The following is a 17,028-nucleotide window of genomic DNA, read 5'->3' on the forward strand; positions in this document are numbered from 1 at the left end:
TCTAAGCGCAAAACGCGCCGCTAGGGGCGATCACAGACCTGGCTGTGTCGCGACAGGAAAAAACAAGTTTTTCTTAATTTTATATGTATGTTGGAGAGACAGTGCCGGTTTTTTCGCCAATCGCCAGCTGGGCTGCTGCCAATCTAACCACTGGAACCCGGAAGGGCGAACAGGACACGTAGTCAAAGCCAGCCTCACGGCAAAAGGCAATCGATTCGGGGTTGCCGCCGTGCTCTCCACAGATCGACAGGGTGACCTCCGGATTTGCCCCGCGGCCCCGCTGAACGCCCAGCTTCAGCAGCTCGCCAACACCGTCCACATCCAGCACATGGAAGGGATCTTCTGCAAAGACCCCCTGTTGCACATAGTTGGACATAAACCGACCCGCATCATCGCGCGACAACCCATAGGTCATCTGCGTAAGATCGTTGGTCCCAAAGCTCAGAAACGACGTGTGTTGAGCAATCTCGTCGGCACGCAGGGCCGCTCTGGGGGTCTCAACCATGACCCCCAGACGGTATTCAAAGCTTTGCCCCTGTTCGGCAGCGACGGCTGCGGCAACGGCATCAATCCGCGCCTTCACCAATTCCACCTCACGCTTGGCAGAGACCAGTGGGATCATCACCTCAGGCACCACGGGGGCCCCATCTTTGGAGGCCAAAACAGTGGCTTCAAAGATCGCCCGCGCCTGCATATCGTAGATCTCAGGCACGGTGACGCCTAGTCGCACCCCGCGTAGGCCCAACATCGGATTATATTCCGCCATTTCTTCCACCCGCCGGGTGACATCGCTCACGGGGATGTCGAGTGCCTCCGAGAGTTCGCGTTGGCCCGATTTGGAGGTTGGCAGGAATTCATGCAATGGCGGGTCAAACAAGCGAATGCAGACAGGCAGCCCCTCCATAATACGAAACAGCTCAAGAAAATCTTCGCGCTGCATCGGCAAAAGCCGCGCCAAAACAGCCGCGCGACCGCTGGAGGTATCGGCAAAGATCATCTCGCGCATCACGGTTAGGCGACCAGGATCAAAAAACATATGTTCGGTCCGGCACAGCCCGATGCCCTGCGCATTGAAATTTCGCGCGGTCTGCGCATCTGCGGGGGTATCAGCATTGGCCCGAATTCCAATGTCGCGCGCCTCGTCCGCCCAGGCCAATAGTGCCTGAAAGGCATCGTCTTGTGCAGCCTCCAACATTTCTGGCTCTCCTGCCAGAACTTCGCCACTGCTGCCATCGATGGTCACAATGTCGCCTGAACGAAAGACCCGGCCTTGGGCGCTAACCAGCTGTTTCTTACGAGAATCAAATTTCATATCAGAGGCGCCGACGATACTCGGCAGGCCAAGCCCACGGCCGATCACCGCCGCATGGCTGGTCATGCCGCCCTTCCCGGTCAAAACCGCCACAGAGGCATGCATGCCGCGCACATCCTCTGGCGAGGTCTCGCGCCGCACCAAGATGCAGGGTTCGCCACGGGCAGCACTCGCCTGAGCATCTGCCGCCGTAAACACCAGTTGCCCTGTCGCCGCGCCGGGGCTGGCCGCGATACCCGAGCCAATGACGTCCCGCTGAGCCCCTGGCGCCACCTGACGGTGTAGCAGCTCATTCAACACATGGGCATCCACCCGCATCACCGCCTCATGCGGCGGAATGATCCCGTCCTGCGCTAGAGCCACGGCAATCCGCACCGCCGCCCGCGATGAGCGCAGCACCCGTACCCCATCCAGAATATGCACATCGCCATTCTGGATCACAAATTCTACCTGCATCTCTTCACGCAGCCGTTCCCGCATCAACGCCGCATCCGCCTTGAGCGAGGCAAAGGCCTCTGGCGCCTGTTCCTCTAGCGAGGGACCGCGTGCGTCTTTTTCCAGAAACAACGCCTCTGTGCCTGCGCCCAGGGCCTCGCGGCCCTGGCTCTGGCTCAGATAACGACCAGTCAACTGCGGCAGCCCAGTATCTGAATCCACCAGCTGCAAGACGCCAGAGCCACATTCCCCCTGGCCCAAGCCAGGAATCATCTCCTGCACCACCAGCCCCAGGCCTGCATCCGCTGGCGCCCCCTTGGCCTGCCGCAGCAGGCGTGCCGAAGTCCCCTCCCAGGCCCGGGCCATAGATCGCAAGACAGCCGCCAGTTGTTCCCCGGGATCCTGCGGGAAAACCTCGTCGGTCTCTGCCTCATAGGCCTGCAAGATTTCGCGCAGCGCATCCGGCCCGCCATCCTCGACATCGTCAAAAACATCTGGGTCCAGCCGGGCCACATGCACCGCATAGGACTGCACAAACCGCAAATACAGTGAGGACGCAGCTGCGGCCCCCAGGGTCTCGCTCAACGACACATAGCGTGCATCATTCATACCGATATTCAGAATCGCACTAGGTCCGCCCCAATCTGGCACCTCAGAGGAGGGTCTCACACAGAGCAGCGCATCCTCAGAAAACTCAGATAGGATGGCGCGGATATCTGGCAGATCTCCCGCCGCTGCCCTCTGCACCGCAGCAAAAGACAGAGCCACAGTACAGGGAACAGGCAGGTCCAACCGCACCAGGCGCTGCAGACACTTGGCGCGGCCACCGTGCTTTGCCGCCTCAATCGGTGCTGTGGCGGTGATCAACGAAGCAAGCGGGGTATCAGACATGGTTTTTCTGCACTGCGGCACCTTTTAGTTGCCTGCAGCATAAGCACGGGCAGCAACATCGCAAGGCCCAAGCCCTAAGCCAAAGAGGAAATTCCCTCAGGATCTCTTCGATACCACAGCATATGCCGCTGTCCCTCGGGCCAAAGAACGGGTCAAGGCCCGCGAAAGCGGCCCTGCCCCGGGCAGGGGTCAGCCTTGAGGCGGGCTTTGGCCCTCCCATAATTGCTCAGGCGCTTTCAGGGGCAGATCTGACCCTGAAACGCTTCCCCAGCAAAAGAAAAAGGGCCGCGCCTAAGCGCAGCCCCGCAAATTTTACATCAGATCAAAATCAGGCCTCGATACGGCTCAGATCTGCGACCTGCCCACAGACCTTGCGGATTTGGCTCAGCAGGTTCAACCGGTTGCGGCGGACAACCTCTTTGTCCGAATTCACCTGCACCGCTTCAAAGAATGCATCTACAGGGCCACGCAACGCCGCCATGCCGCCCATTGCGGCCGCGAAATCCTCGGCCTCGATGGCCGCGGAGATCGCTCCCTCGCTCGCCTCAAGCGCCGCAAACAGCGCCTTTTCGCTGTCGTCCTCGGCAAATTTCACATCCGCCCCGTAGGAATATTCCACCCCGTCTTTCTCTTCCGCCTGGGTCAGGATATTGTTGGCCCGCTTAAAGCCCTGCAACAGGTTTGTGCCATCCTCGGAATTGAGGAAATCCTCCAGCGCACGCGCGCGTTTCACCAGAAGGGTCAGATCGTCATTGCCCGCCATGGCAATGCAGGCGTCAATCACATCATGACGAATGCCCTGATCGCGCAGGAAGACTTTCAGGCGATCATGGAAGAAGGACAGAAGATCATCCGACAGATCCGGCACCTTTGTTTCAAGATCCAAAAAGGCCCGCTCTGCGTTCTCACCAAGACGGTCACGAACCACCCGGAAGGCGGCGCCAAAGACACCGTGCTCTGCAATCTCCTTCAGCAGGGAGGCAATCCCCGCATCAGGCAAAGAGGCATCCAACGCACTTTCAATCCGGAGCAATTGCCCGTCAAAAAACCGATCAAGAGACATCCGCGCGTTATTTTCCAACACCAGCCGGATCACGCCCAGCGCGGCGCGGCGTAGGGCAAAGGGGTCTTTGGAGCCCGTGGGTTTTTCGTCAATAGCCCAGAACCCAGTCAATGTATCCAGCTTATCCGCCAGCGCTACGGCGACCGAAACCGGCTCGGTTGGAACATCATCCGATGGGCCTAAGGGGGAATAGTGCATTTCGCAGGCATTGGCGACCTCCTGCGGCAGACCTGCGGCCTCGGCGTAATACCGCCCCATCAGCCCCTGCAGCTCGGGGAATTCATAGACCATCTCGGAGCTGAGATCCGCCTTAGCCACCCGTGCCGCCTGTTCAGCCAGATCGGCATCGGCGCCAACGACCGGTGCAATCTCGCGTGCCAGGGCGGCAATGCGGTCAATGCGTTCGGCCTGCGTGCCCAGCTTATTGTGGAAAGTCACATTGCTCAGCTGCCCAGTCCAGGCCTCCATGCCGGTTTCCGATTTGGCAACGCGCAGGTCATTCTCCCAAAAGAACTTGGCATCGGCCAGACGCGCCGACAGGACCTTTTGATTGCCCGCCAGAATGGTCGCCCCCTGATCCGCAGTTTCGCGGTTGGCAACAGTGAAAAAGCCCTCGATCCGCCCGGTCTTGGGGTTTTTCACCGAGAAAAACTTCTGGTGTTCCTTCATCGAAGTCTGCAGCACCTCAGGCGGCAGCTCTAGAAATTCCGCGTCGATATCTCCCAGCAGTACCACCGGCCATTCCACCAGCCCGGCAACCTCAGCCAGAAGCCCCTTGTCCTCGACCAGTTCCAGCCCACGGGCAAAGGCCTGATTGCCGGCCTCCTGCCAGATCGCCTCTTGGCGCTCGACAGGGTCCAGTACCACATTGGCACGCTTCAGTTTGGCGGCGTAGTCCTCAAACCCACTCACTGTGATCTCACCCGGCGCCATAAAGCGATGGCCCTGTGTCACAGTGCCCGCTTTGATCCCGTCGATCTCCAGCGGTACCACCTCGGATCCATTTTCATCGCTGAGCTGGCACAGGATCGAATGCAATGGGCGTACCCAGCGCAAAGATCCCGCGCCCCAACGCATGGATTTGGGCCAGGGGAAATTTCGAATGGTGGCTTCCAGAACCTCAGCAATGATCTCGGCAGCAGGGCGACCTGGCTTTTCGATCAAAGCAAAATAGACAGCACCTTTGGGGGTCTCACGTTCTTCCAGCTGATCGCGCGTCAGCCCAGCGCCGCGCAAAAAGCCCTCGATTGCCTTGTCCGGCGCGCCGACTTTGGGCCCCTTTCGCTCTTCGCGCACGGTAGGGCTTTCGGCCAGCAGGCCTTCCAGCGCCAGGGTCAAGCGGCGCGGGGTCGAGAAAGCCGCAGCCCCCGCATAGGTGAGCCCCGCTTCGACCAGACCATCGGTCATGCGCTTTTTCAGATCCTCCGCCGCACGCGCCTGCATGCGGGCCGGGATTTCCTCGGAAAACAGTTCAATCAGCAGGTCGGGCATCTGGGGTCCTCAGAAGTTCACAATCGCCTGGATGACGATGGCATTGGCGATATCCACGAAAAAGGCGGAAACCAGGGGCAGTACTACAAAAGCAATAGGAGAGGGTCCATAGCGTTTGGTTACTGCGGTCATATTTGCAATGGCTGTGGGGGTTGCCCCAAGGGCAAAACCGCCAAATCCTGCTGAAAGCACAGCTGCGCGATAATTGCGGCCCAGCAGGGGGAACAGAACAAAAAGCACAAAAGCCACCGCAAAAAGGGTCTGTGCAACCAAAATCGCCATGATTACCAAACCAAGATCGGCAATCGTCCAAAGTTGCAGACTCATCAAGGACATGGCCAGAAACGTCCCGAGCGAGAATTCAGACACCAGGGCCAACGCGGGGGTGCGCGCCACAGGTGGAGCCTTTGGCGCTATGAGCGCCCGCAGATTGGCCAGAACAATTCCAGACACCAGACAGGGGACAAAGAGCGGCAGCTTCAGCCCCGCCACCTGCGTCAACGCATGCAGGGCGTAGCCAAGGATAATTGCCAAATTGAGGTAGAGCATCACCCGGATCAAGGCCAGGTGATCGATCACCGCGCTCCCCGTCTCATCATCGGCAACCCCGATGGTGTGTTCTTCTTCTGGACGGTTGGGGGTCAATCCATGGCGCGTGATCAATCGCCGAGCAATTGGCCCGCCAACTAAGGCTGCCAGCACCAAACCTAAAGTAGCCACCGCCACGCCAAGTTCGGGCGCACCGGCCAGCCCGGTAACCATTGCCACCTCCGGTGCCCAGGCAATCGCGGTGCCATGGCCGCCAATCAGCGCCGCAGAGCCCATCAGCACACCCGCCTGAGCAGGGTAGCCAAAGGCAACAGCTCCCGCCGCGCCAATCACATTTTGCGCCAGGATTGTCAGAAAGGTCAGAACCAGCAAAATGGCCAGTGGTTTCCCCCCCGCCAAGAGATCCGACAGCCGTGCATTCAGTCCGATTGCCGCAAAGAAAAGCACCAGAAACAAATCCCGGCTTCCCATCTCAAAGCTGATTTTCCATCCCGAAAAATCATAGATAAACATCACAGCCGCGGCTGTGAGCAAACCACCGGTTACGGCCTCCGGAATACTATAGCGCCGCAGGATCTGCAGACGACTGTTGAGCTGAGCGCCAAGAAGAAAAACAGCAAAGCCAAGCGTCACTGAGATGAAATCAGGAATAGTGATTACAGTTTCCGTCATGGCCTTCTTCTCTTGCCAATTGCACTGCGCTTCCCTTGCCTTTGCTTGGGCAGTACTGACTTTGCGTCAGATTGTGGATCAGTCAGTTTTCCTGCGGGCGCGGAGGACAGGTTTCCCCGACAACGGTGCCGTCGTAGGCTTTTTCACCGCAGGCGTTCAGCTCATGCCAAACAAATCCCAGCCCCTGGTCAGTCACTGCAACGATGCGGTCGACCCCATAAGAGATATTCTTGACTGAGATAAAGGCCGTCGCGGTTCCCGCCTTTAAGGACTCGCCGATGGCCTCGGCATCGAAACAGTCAAACCAACCCGGGGCGTTGCGCGGGTTTTTTTGGTCTGACACCTGAAACAGTTGAGCCAATGCCTCTGGTTTCAGCGATGTGGTGAAACAAGCACGATACCGAATAGGGGAACTGCCCGCATCAATCGCTTGAAAGTCCCCATAGGCAATCGGTTTGGGCGTCTGCGCTCCAAGAGGCAGCAAAACCACGTCCTCTCCCGGTTGCAGGGCCACTTCATCATAGTAGCCATAGACCTGTAGGTAATACATGGCACCGCCCGCCGCGAGGCCAGAAACCACCAGTACAATTGCAAGAAACTTACCCAACATTGGCAATAGCCCTCTTTTTCTAGCCAGCCCGATATCCAACGCCCCGTTTCGGGCAAACCGCTGAATTGGTAGGTCGTTACGCTTAAAAACAGCAGTTTAGCCGACAGAACCGCCGGCACTGGTTTGTACAAAGGCGTCTGCACATTGTTTGGCCAGATTGCGCACGCGGCCGATATAGGCCTGGCGTTCTGTCACCGAGATCACCCCGCGCGCGTCCAGCAGATTGAAGATATGGCTGGCCTTGATACATTGATCATAGGCGGGATGCGCCATGATGATACGCTTGCCGGTCTTGGGGTCGTCGTGCTCTTGCGCCAGAATAGTGGCACATTCGGCCTCGGCCTCCTCAAAGTGGCGCAGCAAAACATCCGTGTTGGCCACATCAAAGTTCCAACGGGCATATTCTTCTTCGGTCTGTTTGAAGACATCGCCATAGGTCAGCGGGATGGGCGCATTCGGGTCATTAAAGGGCATGTCCATCACGTGATCGACCCCTAGCACATACATGGCCAGACGCTCCAGACCATAGGTCAGCTCACCCGAGACCGGGTGACAGTCATGGCCACCAACCTGCTGGAAATAGGTGAACTGGCTGACTTCCATACCGTCACACCAGACTTCCCAGCCCAGCCCCCAAGCGCCCAGTGTCGGGCTTTCCCAGTCGTCCTCAACAAAACGGATATCATGCAGAGCCATGTCTACACCGATAGCCTCAAGACTACCGAGGTAGAGCTCTTGAAGATTGGGCGGGCTGGGTTTGATCAGCGCCTGGAACTGGTAATAGTGCTGCAACCGGTTGGGGTTTTCGCCGTAACGCCCATCAGTCGGGCGGCGCGAGGGCTGCACATAGGCCGCCGCCCAGGGCTTGCTGCCAAGCGAGCGTAGCGTGGTCGCTGGGTGGAAAGTGCCGGCCCCAACCTCCATATCATAGGGCTGCATGATGGCGCAGCCCTTGGAGGCCCAATAACTTTGCAGTCGCAAAATGATCTCTTGGAAAGAGCGCGGAGTGGATCTGGTCTCACCAGCTGTCATCGCGGGTGTCTGCCCCACGGTCTGACCGTCGGTCTTAGTGGCGGTTTCGGTCATGTCCAAATCCCTCGTATAAGCAGCAAATGCGGGTTTCTTCCTATGCAAGCCCCCCGGCAGGGTCAACGGCTAGAAGCGCAGAACCAGGGTCAGTTCTTTGGCAATAAGGGTCAAGCGGCCCGCTTGGCGGAAGAATGGGCGTCTCAACATGACATTTTGCCGTGGCATTAAGGTCATAATCACCAGATTGCTGCATCAAGTGGGGAATTCCCCCCTGCAAGGGGCGTTTCCTTTGCTGCCGTAAAATGCTTATCTGCGCGGCAATAATTTGGTCTACCGGGATAGGGTCCTGATAATGAAAAAATTGATTGCCGCATTGGTCCTGTCGCTCAATGCGCTTACCATTCTCCTCATTGCACCGGCGCAGGCGCAGCAAAATCCACAGGATACGGTCTGGATTCAGGTGGCGGCGCGTCCCACCCTCGCTTCCGCCAATCAAGAGGCACAGGTTTTTGCGGCCAAGATCCCGGATGTTGCCGGTTTTTCCCTTGGCGGTGGCTGGTACGGCGTCCTGATCGGTCCCTATACCCGCGAAGATGCGAATCGGGTGTTGCAAGTCTATCGCTCTGAAGGGCAAATCCCGCGCGACAGCTTTATCGCCCTTCCCAATAACCTGCGCAATCAGTTCTACCCCTTGGGTGACGACGCAGCACAGGCAACTCAGCCGGCACAGGCCCCACAGGCTACAGTCCCCGCTGCGACGGAAACCGCCGAAGCTGCTGTTGAAACAGTGACGGCAGAACCTGTGGTGATTGTGCCCCCCACCCCGACCCTGCCCGATGAAAGCCCCGCCGAGGCCCGGCGCAGTGAGCGGGCTTTGAGCCGTGATGAACGCAAAGACCTGCAAATCGCCCTCAAGGCCGCCGGGTTCTATGCTTCAGCCATTGATGGCGCCTTTGGCCGCGGCACCCGTCGCTCCATGTCAGACTGGCAAGCCGCCAAGGGTTTTGACATCACCGGCGTTCTGACCACAGCCCAGCGTCAGGTCCTGTTGGATGACTATAACGCGCCGCTGATTTCGGTCGGCATGCGCCGGATCACCGATCAACAGGCTGGTATTTCGCTGGAAATCCCCGCTGGCGAGGTGGCTTTTAATAGATATGAGCCTCCCTTTGCCCATTACGACAGCACCGGCGATCTGGGTGTCCGGGTGTTGTTGATCAGTCAGCGCGGCGACAAGAGCACGCTCTATGGCCTTTATGACATCATGCAGACCCTGGAGATTGTGCCGTTGGAAGGCCCGCGTGAGCGCGCCGATACCAGCTTCACCCTGGAGGGCCGCAACAGCCGATTTGTTTCCTTTACTCAGGCCAGCGTCAAAAACGGTGAGATCAAAGGCTTCACCCTGCTTTGGCCCGCCGGAGACGAGGCCCGTCGCACCCGCGTTCTAGGCGCCATGCAGGCCAGCTTTGAGCGCACTGATGGAGTCCTTGATGATGCTGCTGGTGCCGATATTCAGCAGGATATTGATCTGCTATCTGGATTGGAAATTCGCAAGCCCAGGATGTCCCGGTCAGGCTTTTTTGTCAGCGCGGATGGCGTCGTTGTGACAACCGCAGATGTTGTGCAAGGCTGCACCAGGGTCACACTGGACCACGGCTACCCAGCTGAGGTTCTGACCAATGACAGCCAGTCCGGTATGGCGCTGCTGCGTCCAACCCAGTCTCTGGCTCCGATGGCCGTGGCTGCGTTGAGCCCGCAAAGCCCGCGCCTGCAATCTGAGGTCGCCGTTTCCGGCTTTTCTTATGAAGGTGTCCTTGGGGCCCCTAGCCTCACCTGGGGCAAGCTGGCTGATGTCAAAAGCCTAGAGGGCGACACCCGTGTTGCGCGTCTAGCACTTACGGCGCAACCCGGCGATGCGGGCGGGCCAGTGGTCGATACGTCAGGTGCGGTGCTTGGTATGTTGCTGCCCCAGTCGGCACAGGGGCGCCAGCTTCCAGCTGATGTAAGTTTTGCAGTCAATGCCGAGACCATTCGCAACGCCATGGATGCTGCCGGACTGGCTGTTCAGTCGTCCCTGCCTACAGGCGGGGCACTGCCAAACCAGGCCCTGGTAATCCAGGCAACTGGCATGACCGTTCTGGTCAGCTGCTGGGAATAAGCGCGCAGGCCTTGGGCCCAGGAAAACTGCTGGCTGGCAGCCACGGGCGAGAAGGCCCACAAACGAAAAAGACGCTGGCGGTAAGATCCGCCAGCGTCTTTTTCGTGCAGCCCCGAAGGACCAAGCCCCTCAATAGGCGTGGATGCGGCCATCCCAAGTGTGAAAGCAACCGGTGGTCTCGATCGTCAGCGCATCAAACTCCCGGATCAAACCGCTGGCGGATTCGTCCACGCTGATGTCACCCTCATCGCCCCCCATTTCGGTCCGCACCCAACCGGGGTGATAGATGCCAACAGCAATACCTTCAGGCCGCAAGTCGGTAGAGAGATTGCGACCGAGATTTAGCACAGCGGCTTTTGACGCCCGATAGGCATAGCTGCCTCCGGGCGCACGTGCATGACTGGCCATTTGCGATGAGATGATGGCGATCTTCGGCGTGGAGCCTAAACGCACATTGGGGAGCAGTGCCTGGATGGTGAGAAAGACACCGGTCACATTTGCAGCGAGGCTCTGGCTCCAGATCTCGGCTGTGTATTCCTCAAGAGGCAAACCTTTATCAAGGTAAACACCCGCATTGCAGACCAGCAGGTCAATGGGTCGATCCCCCAGCTGGGCGGCAAACTGCGCCTGTTGCGCCGGGTCTGTCACATCCAGCGCCACATCACAGGACCCATCACGTGCGGTTCCTGAGACCTCATGGCCCTCTGCCGTCAATTGGGTGGCCATTTCGCGCCCAATCCCACGGTTAGCGCCGGTAATCACAACATGCATCAGACTTTGCCCCTTACTAGGTCGGAAAACTTACAACTGTCTGCTTGCTTTGTAGCGAACCAATCCGTTCAGGTCTCTAGTTCGTTTTCCGGCCCCGCCCAAATGGCAAGGGCAATACTGGGATCCCGTCTTCAATCAAGGCCTTGGCCTCTTCCGGTTTGGCTTCCCCGTAGATTGCGCGTTCTGGGGTATCCCCCAGATGCATAGCGCGAGCCTCATCGGCAAAATCCTTACCAACGTAGTCAGAGTTGGCTTCCACCTGACGACGTAATTCTCCCAGGGCTTTTGCCATCTCTGCGGCCTGCCCGCTCTGAGGCCCACTCAACGCCCCCGGACCAGCGCCAGGGGCCTCAGCGGCGACCGCAGGAACAGAGCCATCAGTCGGGGCTGCAGGAGACGGCACGCCTTGTGGTTCTGGTGTTTTGCTCTCAGGCTCACCAATACCGGACACCGCTTTGCGCCCAGTCCGCACCCGTGGCGCCATGATGGCTTTTTCCACCTCGGTGCTGCCACAATAGGCACAGGCCACCATGCCCGCCGCCGACAATTTGTCAAAAGCAGAAGCGGATTGGAACCAGCTATCAAAGCTATGGCCCTGGGCGCATTTTAGGCTGTAGTTTATCATTCTCTTACTCGTAGCAGGCTTTGCTGATTAACGGGGCAACAAATACAAGATCAAGGGGTGAATTTCTCTCTCCGCCCTGAAAGGTTCCCTCCTGGAGCCACAGGCTGCCGCTGCCAGGGAAGAGCCACAAGGCCAAACCTAGAGGCTAGGCTGCAGCGGAAGGCGCGCGACAAATTCCGCCAGCAGCTCTGCTTCTGATTTGTCCGCGTCTATCGCCAGACGGCGAAGGCCAAAATGCACCAGAGCAACCTCATGGTAGTAACCCGAATAGACGTAGTTCACCGTTGCCCCAGCCGCCGCTCCTAGGATGGGGACGGACTGCGCCGCCAGCTTGTGCCCCATCGCTGTGGCCAGGCGGGGGGCTACGGTGGTGATGATCTGATTCAGCGCCTGGCCCGACAGGCTAAACCGCAAAGAAACAAACGCAGTGTCGCTGCCATCATCCCGCGCCAATGGGCCGGCAGAGGCAAAGACACGCAGACAATCGAACATCACGCTCTCGGTATTGGGATCAAACCCTTCGGCCGACGCCGCATCCTGTATCGTGCGCAGCAAAAACGCAGTGGTAGCGGGCAATTCAACCAAGGCTCCCGGCAATCCGCCCGCGCCCCCAGCCGCCCCCATCGCGGTGCTGACCAGACGATTCATCCGGGGTGACTGTCCTGGCACCAGCCGTCGTGAGTGGCGGGCCGCCTGCATCGCCAGATGCAGCGCCTGTTCGGTCGCCTGGCTGAGCTGCCCACGCGGCCCTGAAGGGAGTTGCGCCAGCAAGTTCTCCACCTGCCCGCCAATTAGGTTGAGCAGATTCACTCCCAAACCGCTCGCCGCCTGATAGCGCCGCGCCAACGCATCCAGCTCTGCATCGATCTCAACCGATGACAGGCTGCGCCGTTCTTGCAGAATTTCAATCATGCCCCTTCGCCTCCCTCTGACAAAAAGATGGCCATGATCGCAGCAGTTTCAAGGTTTACCTACATCCAGATCAGCCCCTTGCCATCGGGTGACCCGCCCCTCGACTCCCGCCCAGGCACCACGATCCGAGGCCAGTCCCAGAACGCGCTCCGGGTTGGTCGGGGGCGGCATCTCCACCTTCTCCAGCCGTTCAAAGCCAAAGCGGCGATAGTAAGGCGCATCCCCAACCAACATGACCCGGTGCCAGCCCTGCTCCGCCGCCTTGGCCAGACTGTCACGGATTAGCGAGCCCCCCAACCCCTCACCTTGGTGGGTGGGATGAACCGCTACCGGCCCCAACAACAAGGCCGTCACCCGAAGCGAGTCTTTACTGCCCCCCCCGGCAGCCCCCTCAGGGCTCACAATATGAACTGGCCAAAATCGAATAGCACCGGCCAGTATGCCCAGCTCGTCTCGGGCCACCTGGCTCAAACCAGGAACCGGCGGCACATCATCGCGCAAACGGTATGACGACAGGGCCTCACGCCCCGGCGCAAAACACAAATCATAAAGCGCTTCCACCTCCCAGCGATCGCCGGGCTGTTCTGCCATAAGTTCGATCACGCCTTGCGACCTCCGTCCCTGCCCTCACCTCAAGGGGCTGGAAATCGCCCTAACACGCGCGTAAGCCTGGGGCAAACAATTGGAGATGCCATATGTTCTATCGCCCAGAGGACGGCCATGGGTTGCCGCACAACCCCTTTAACGCCCTAATTACCCCACGCCCCATCGGTTGGATTTCCTCCCGCGCAGCGGATGGCAACAACAATCTGGCGCCCTATTCCTTTTTTAATGGCGTGGCCTATACGCCACCCCAGGTGATGTTTGCCTCCACCGGCACCAAGGACGACCAGCCAGGCACCAAGGACAGCCTTGCAAATATCGAAGAAACCGGCGTCTTCTGCGTCAATATCGTCGCCTTTGAAATGCGGGATGCAATGAATACCAGCTCTGAAATGTTACCCAAAGAAGTGGATGAGTTCTCCCATGCCGGTCTCACGCCAGTGGAATGTGACACAATCAACTGTGCCCGCATTGAGGGCGCGCCTGCCGCGCTGGAATGCAAGCTGACCCAGATCGTCACTTTACCCGGTGCCGCAAACCGCGTTGCATTTGGAGAGGTCACCGGTATTCACCTGCGCGATGACTGCCTGCGGGATGGAATCTTTGATGTGACCCGTTTTCAACCGCTCGCCCGTATGGGCTATCGCGATTACACGGTGGTCCGCGAGACCTTCTCGCTGGCGCGCCCAGACGATTGAGCCCCGCTGATGCCCCTGCCAAACCCGAGTTTACGCAATCCAATTGTGCTCCCCGATGGTCAGGCCCATGCAGGCACCGTGATGCTGTCACAAGCCCTTGATCACCCCAACTTCCAGGTTGGCGCCTTCACCTATGCGTCTGATTTTGAGCCCCCCTCAGATTGGGCAGCGCATCTGGCCCCCTATCTCTTTGCTGGCGCCCGCGAGCGCCTGGTGATTGGACGGTTCTGCCAGATCGCCCATGGGGTGCGTTTTATCACCGCCTCCGCCAACCATGCCCAAGATGGGATCAGCTGCTATCCCTTTCCGGTATTTGATCCCGCCCAGATGGCAGGTTTCCAGCCAGACACCCGCGATACCGTGATCGGACATGATGTCTGGATCGGCTATGGCGCCCTGATCCTGCCCGGTGCCCGCATTGGAGATGGGGCCATTATCGGCGCAGGAGCCGTCGTCCGTGGCAGCGTGCCTCCCTATGCAATCGTCACCGGAAACCCGGCAAGCGTGACGCGGTATCGCTTTCCCAAACCTCAGATCGCCCGCCTGCTGTCCTTGAAATGGTGGCACTGGCCGCAGGAGCTTCTGGCCCGCGCCGAACCGGCACTTCTGACCGGGGATCTCGACATGCTGGAAAGCCTCGCCCCTGATTAACAAAATCAACACGCTCCGCTGCTTTGACCAGGTGGTCTTATCGCCTACTCCAGTACTCTGGCCTTTCAGAAATTTCATTTACAAAAGGAATTTAGATTTATGATCCGGCTGAACCCTCACTCTATCCTGGTAAGCGTTGCTATCGCCATCGGCTTGACCGGCTGTACCACTATAGAACAAGCAGAACCCATAGTTCAGGAAGCATCATTTTCGACCTTTTATAATGATATAACCGGAGAGCTCTCAGATGGTACAACCGTGAGTGGGAAAAGCTGGCTTACCATAGGTAATACCCGTGGAAATTTCTGCCTCCAGGCCGGTGACTTGGTATGCTCCGGCAAATACTCCGCAAACATCAGTCGGCGAATTTCGGGTTCATTCTCATGTTCGGACGGCACCACAGGTGAATACATAACCAAGCGCTTGCCGAAGGGAGATTTCCTCATTCCATTGGATGCCACGGCCACCCTTTCTGATGGGAGAAGCGGGACCGCGACGTTTTCCCCATTCAAACAGGGTAGTTCATCAACCACGTGCTTTACGCCATAAAGCCATAAAGCCATAAAGCCATAAAGCCATAAAGCCATAAAGCCATAAAAAGCGTTAGAAAACCCTTGATCAATGGCCAGAGGGCGGCTCGGGGGCATCAGATGTTGATTGGGTAAACCCCACTAGCCCATTAAAAGAAAACAGCCGCGCCCCGTCAGGGGCGCGACCGTTTTACAACAGCGGCTGGGGTTTGGCTCAATGGCCGCCCAGTATCCTGTTTTGACTGAATAATCCGCCGCAACGTGATATTCAGGGTCATCATCGCTATCGATCACCAGATGCCCTGCTTTGGTCAGTAGCTGGTGACAATCGCGACTGAGGTGGCGCAGCATCAAGGTCTTGCCCGCAGCCTCATATTTGCCAGCGATAGCTTCGATCGCCTGCAAGGCGGACTGATCCACCACCCGGCTACGGCCAAACTCAACGATGACCTTTTCAGGATCATTCTCCACGTCGAACAGCTCGATGAACCCGTCGGTGGAGCCAAAGAACAGCGGCCCTTCGATCTCATAGACCTTGGCCCCCTGCTCACTCTCGGACTCGCGGGTGATCGCATGGATGCGGCGCGCATTGCTCCAGGCATAGGCCAGGGCCGAGACAATCACCCCAACCACAACCGCGATCGCCAGATCGCTCATCACGGTGACCACAGTGACCAGAACAATGACAAAGGCGTCCATGGGCGGAACCTTGGTCATGATCTTCAAACTGTTCCAGGCAAAGGTGCCGATCACCACCATGAACATCACCCCAACGAGGGCCGCCAGCGGGATCTGCTCAATCAGCGGCGAGGCCACCACGATGAAGGCCAGCAGACACAGAGCAGCAAAGATGCCGGCAATACGCGTCCGTCCACCCGATTTCACATTGATCATCGACTGGCCAATCATGGCACAACCGCCCATGCCGCCAAAGAAGCCGGTGATCACATTGGCTGTGCCCTGTGCAATGCATTCCTGGCTGGCGCCACCGCGCTTACCGGTGATTTCTCCCACCAGGTTCAGTGTCAGAAGGCTCTCAATCAACCCGATAGCCGCCAGAATGACGGCATAGGGCAGGATGATCCATAGGGTTTCCAATGTCAGGGGCGCCAAAGCATCCCCATAAATCCCAATGCCTTCGCCAAAGGGGCTATGAATAAAGGGCAATCCGCCCTCAATGGAGGCCATATCTCCAACCCGGGGCACATCCAGCCCCAGAGCAATCACCAGAATCGCAACGATGCCAATCCCCGCCAGAGGCGCTGGAATAATCGAGGTTATCTTGGGCGTCGCCCAAATGATCACCATGGTCAGACCAACCAGCCCCAGCATAAGCATCATGGGCAGTCCTGATAGCCACTCGGCCCCATCGGTCCCAGGCACCTTGAACTGGGTCATCTGCGCCAGAAAGATCACGATAGCCAAGCCGTTCACAAAGCCCAGCATCACCGGATGCGGAACCAAACGGATGAATTTCCCCCAATGCATGACACCGGCAATCAATTGCAGGATGCCCATCAAGACCACGGTGGCAAAAAGATACTCTACCCCATGTTCCGCCACCAGGGCCACCATGACAACTGCCAAGGCCCCGGTCGCCCCAGAAATCATCCCAGGACGTCCGCCGATCAGCGCCGTAACCAACCCCACCAGAAAGGCCGCATAGAGCCCCACCAAGGGATGCACTCCGGCAACAAAGGCAAAGGCCACCGCTTCCGGCACCAGGGCCAGCGCAACAGTCAGTCCTGACAGCAGCTCAGTGCGCACACGCGCAACCGACCAGCCCTCATCCTGCATGATCGAAAGGTTCGGCGGGGAAATACGATTGGCCAGCAGGGCCATGGCGGCGCGTCTCATGGGGGATACCTGTGTTTGGAGGAGCTTGGTCTTCGCTGCCCGCCCCTAGCGGAATTTCGCCAATGGCACAAGGGTAGAGCCCCGACGCCCGCCCCAAGCACCATCAGTGATGCCGTAAAAGCCGCCCCAGACCGCCCGCGCCCAGCTTTTCATCTTTCAAAAAATATTCCC

The 17,028-nt window shown here is 58.4% G+C and carries 12 protein-coding genes and 1 pseudogene; 3 read left to right on the forward strand and 10 right to left on the reverse strand.

Annotated features, from left to right (window positions below):
• Nucleotides 1-79: 79 nt before the first annotated feature.
• The 5 genes and pseudogenes from MED193_RS08505 to MED193_RS08525 form a co-directional block, all read right to left on the reverse strand.
• Nucleotides 80-2,651, reverse strand: a pseudogene (locus MED193_RS08505) (putative PEP-binding protein).
• Between the two features lie 315 nt (nucleotides 2,652-2,966).
• Nucleotides 2,967-5,192 carry a glycine--tRNA ligase subunit beta gene (gene glyS, locus MED193_RS08510; protein ID WP_009809285.1) on the reverse strand — a complete coding sequence of 742 codons (2,226 nt, stop codon included), beginning with the start codon at nucleotides 5,190-5,192 and terminating at the stop codon, nucleotides 2,967-2,969.
• A 9-nt stretch (nucleotides 5,193-5,201) separates the two neighbouring features.
• Nucleotides 5,202-6,413 (reverse strand): sodium/glutamate symporter, encoded by a 1,212-nt coding sequence (gene gltS / locus MED193_RS08515; RefSeq protein WP_009809286.1) that lies wholly within the window; start codon nucleotides 6,411-6,413, stop codon nucleotides 5,202-5,204.
• Nucleotides 6,414-6,495: 82 nt separating this feature from the next.
• Nucleotides 6,496-7,023 (reverse strand): DUF6446 family protein, encoded by a 528-nt coding sequence (locus tag MED193_RS08520; RefSeq protein ID WP_009809287.1) that lies wholly within the window; start codon nucleotides 7,021-7,023, stop codon nucleotides 6,496-6,498.
• 96 nt (nucleotides 7,024-7,119) lie between these two features.
• The gene (locus tag MED193_RS08525) at nucleotides 7,120-8,055 is read right to left on the reverse strand and encodes a glycine--tRNA ligase subunit alpha (protein WP_039966777.1); all 936 of its coding nucleotides are present in this window, start codon (nucleotides 8,053-8,055) and stop codon (nucleotides 7,120-7,122) included.
• Between the two features lie 349 nt (nucleotides 8,056-8,404).
• On the opposite strand from MED193_RS08525, the gene MED193_RS08530 reads away from it, so the two are divergent.
• A complete protein-coding gene (locus MED193_RS08530) occupies nucleotides 8,405-10,210 on the forward strand; it encodes a trypsin-like peptidase domain-containing protein (RefSeq protein WP_009809290.1) in 1,806 nt (601 codons plus the stop codon).
• A gap of 129 nt (nucleotides 10,211-10,339) precedes the next feature.
• On the opposite strand, the gene MED193_RS08535 is transcribed toward MED193_RS08530, so the two are convergent.
• The 4 genes from MED193_RS08535 to MED193_RS08550 form a co-directional block, all read right to left on the reverse strand.
• A complete protein-coding gene (locus MED193_RS08535) occupies nucleotides 10,340-10,981 on the reverse strand; it encodes an SDR family oxidoreductase (protein ID WP_009809291.1) in 642 nt (213 codons plus the stop codon).
• Nucleotides 10,982-11,057: 76 nt separating this feature from the next.
• The gene (locus MED193_RS08540; RefSeq protein WP_009809292.1) at nucleotides 11,058-11,606 is read right to left on the reverse strand and encodes a DUF1178 family protein; all 549 of its coding nucleotides are present in this window, start codon (nucleotides 11,604-11,606) and stop codon (nucleotides 11,058-11,060) included.
• A 138-nt stretch (nucleotides 11,607-11,744) separates the two neighbouring features.
• Complete coding sequence (locus MED193_RS08545) at nucleotides 11,745-12,518, reverse strand: EcsC family protein (protein ID WP_009809293.1); 774 nt, start codon at nucleotides 12,516-12,518, stop codon at nucleotides 11,745-11,747.
• Nucleotides 12,519-12,566: 48 nt separating this feature from the next.
• Nucleotides 12,567-13,121: a GNAT family N-acetyltransferase gene (locus MED193_RS08550; protein WP_039966048.1), complete on the reverse strand. Its 555-nt coding sequence runs from the start codon at nucleotides 13,119-13,121 to the stop codon at nucleotides 12,567-12,569.
• Nucleotides 13,122-13,213: 92 nt separating this feature from the next.
• Here MED193_RS08550 and MED193_RS08555 point away from each other — a divergent pair, with 92 nt between their 5' ends.
• Nucleotides 13,214-13,819 (forward strand): flavin reductase family protein, encoded by a 606-nt coding sequence (locus MED193_RS08555; RefSeq protein ID WP_009809295.1) that lies wholly within the window; start codon nucleotides 13,214-13,216, stop codon nucleotides 13,817-13,819.
• Nucleotides 13,820-13,828: 9 nt separating this feature from the next.
• Entirely contained in the window at nucleotides 13,829-14,470 is a 642-nt protein-coding gene (locus MED193_RS08560) for a CatB-related O-acetyltransferase (protein WP_009809296.1), read from the forward strand.
• A gap of 671 nt (nucleotides 14,471-15,141) precedes the next feature.
• Here the strand turns inward: MED193_RS08560 and MED193_RS08565 are convergent.
• Complete coding sequence (locus tag MED193_RS08565; protein ID WP_009809297.1) at nucleotides 15,142-16,857, reverse strand: SulP family inorganic anion transporter; 1,716 nt, start codon at nucleotides 16,855-16,857, stop codon at nucleotides 15,142-15,144.
• Nucleotides 16,858-17,028 lie beyond the last annotated feature (171 nt).

The sequence above is a fragment of the Roseobacter sp. MED193 genome (assembly GCF_000152965.1).
GTDB lineage: Bacteria > Pseudomonadota > Alphaproteobacteria > Rhodobacterales > Rhodobacteraceae > Pseudophaeobacter.

What these genes read in the sequence shown, in the direction of transcription:
- glyS (WP_009809285.1), bottom strand. Translation starts at nt 5,192, where the DNA reads ATGCCCGACCTGCTGATTGAACTGTTTTCCGAGGAAATCCCGGCCCGC.
- gltS (WP_009809286.1), bottom strand. Translation starts at nt 6,413, where the DNA reads ATGACGGAAACTGTAATCACTATTCCTGATTTCATCTCAGTGACGCTT.
- MED193_RS08520 (WP_009809287.1), bottom strand. Translation starts at nt 7,023, where the DNA reads ATGTTGGGTAAGTTTCTTGCAATTGTACTGGTGGTTTCTGGCCTCGCG.
- MED193_RS08525 (WP_039966777.1), bottom strand. Translation starts at nt 8,055, where the DNA reads ATGACAGCTGGTGAGACCAGATCCACTCCGCGCTCTTTCCAAGAGATC.
- MED193_RS08530 (WP_009809290.1), top strand. Translation starts at nt 8,405, where the DNA reads ATGAAAAAATTGATTGCCGCATTGGTCCTGTCGCTCAATGCGCTTACC.
- MED193_RS08535 (WP_009809291.1), bottom strand. Translation starts at nt 10,981, where the DNA reads ATGCATGTTGTGATTACCGGCGCTAACCGTGGGATTGGGCGCGAAATG.
- MED193_RS08540 (WP_009809292.1), bottom strand. Translation starts at nt 11,606, where the DNA reads ATGATAAACTACAGCCTAAAATGCGCCCAGGGCCATAGCTTTGATAGC.
- MED193_RS08545 (WP_009809293.1), bottom strand. Translation starts at nt 12,518, where the DNA reads ATGATTGAAATTCTGCAAGAACGGCGCAGCCTGTCATCGGTTGAGATC.
- MED193_RS08555 (WP_009809295.1), top strand. Translation starts at nt 13,214, where the DNA reads ATGTTCTATCGCCCAGAGGACGGCCATGGGTTGCCGCACAACCCCTTT.
- MED193_RS08560 (WP_009809296.1), top strand. Translation starts at nt 13,829, where the DNA reads ATGCCCCTGCCAAACCCGAGTTTACGCAATCCAATTGTGCTCCCCGAT.
- MED193_RS08565 (WP_009809297.1), bottom strand. Translation starts at nt 16,857, where the DNA reads ATGAGACGCGCCGCCATGGCCCTGCTGGCCAATCGTATTTCCCCGCCG.